Origin of the sequence: Fulvivirga aurantia (genome assembly GCF_009711475.1) — a bacterium.
Classification (GTDB): Bacteria; Bacteroidota; Bacteroidia; order Cytophagales; family Cyclobacteriaceae; genus Fulvivirga; species Fulvivirga aurantia.
Window position 1 is genome coordinate 3,433 of record NZ_SMMD01000626.1, and the last position, 1,368, is coordinate 4,800.

A 1,368-nucleotide genomic window follows, 5' to 3' on the forward strand; every position below is an offset into this window, starting at 1 on the left:
TCTTTTTATCATTCTTATTAGCAGCACCACTTTTAGCAGTGAGTCAGCCGTTGATAATAAGCCAGCTTTAGCAGAAGGCTATTATGTGACTGTGGGTGTTTATGCTGAGAGTAAACTAGCCTATGCGCAACGTTATGCCCAGCAGGTAAGCAACATGGGGCTAGACGCTCAGTATGGGTTTAGCAGTAGAAGAGGTTACTATTACGTCTATACTTTCTATTCAAAAAACTACAAAGAGGCTATTGCAGAAATGCGTAAACTGAGACAAAAGGAAGGTTTTAGTGAAGCATGGGTGTATGTGCACAGCAGTAGTATAGGACAGCCAAGAAAAGAAGAAGTGGCTAAAAAAGAACCAGTAGAAGCCAAAGAAAAACCAGAAACTGTTAAGCCTGGGAAGGAAAACAAACCAAAAGCCGAAGAATCAGAGACTGAAGAGGTGGAAGAAAATGAGGCTGAGGAGGTTTTAGAGGAGGAAGAAATAGAGGAGGAAGAAATAGAAGAGGAAGAGGTATCTGAGGAAAAAGAAGAAGATCGTCTTAATGTTTATTTTAATGTGCTTAATGCAAGAACACAAGTGCCTATCGAAGGCGATGTGCAGGTAATTGATGTAGAGCGCTCAAAGCTATTAGATGTTTTTGAAGCTGGTGATACGGTAGATCTACCAAGCCCGGAAACACACACCGGTGAACTCGCGTTGGTTGTTGATAATTTTGGATATAGAAAAAATCAAATTCCATTTAACTACCTGAAGCCGGATACTTCTGAGCTTTTCGTAAGAAAACAAGGCGATAAGTACGTGGTAGATTTTGATATGATCAGGTATAGAAAGGGTGATATCGTAACTATGTACAACGTATATTTCTTTCAAAATGCCTCTATCATGAAGCCTGAGTCTAAATATGAGTTGCGCAGCTTGCTCGATATGATGAAAGAAAATCCTAATTATCAAATAAGAGTACATGGCCATACCAATGGAAATGCTCCTGGTAAAATTATCTCTCCTGGTGACGATAAACAGTATTTTACATTATCTGATGATAACAAGCAAGGTTATGGTACTGCTAAGAAATTATCTAAAGAGCGTGCTGAAATTGTAGCAAATTATCTCATCGATAATGGTGTAGATGAGTCTCGTATCAAAACAAAAGGTTGGGGTGGTAAGCGCATGGTACATGAAAAATTAGGCCATAGAGCACGTCATAATGTAAGGGTGGAGATCGAGATTTTGCAGGATTAAGCTGCTCTCCATAAAATACAATTACCTCTCATCAAATTCCGGTCGTTTCTGGAAATCTTCTTAGTTAACTTCAATAGAATTTTTTTAATGGTTAACTATGAAGATTTCTTTATATCTACTCGCATGTCTGC

At 38.7% G+C, this 1,368-nt stretch carries 1 protein-coding gene; it reads left to right on the top strand.

Annotated elements, in window-relative coordinates:
- Positions 1-1,237 (top strand): OmpA family protein (locus E1176_RS05985; protein WP_185152657.1); only part of this gene is annotated, 1,237 nt, incomplete at its 5' end.
- Positions 1,238-1,368 lie beyond the last annotated feature (131 nt).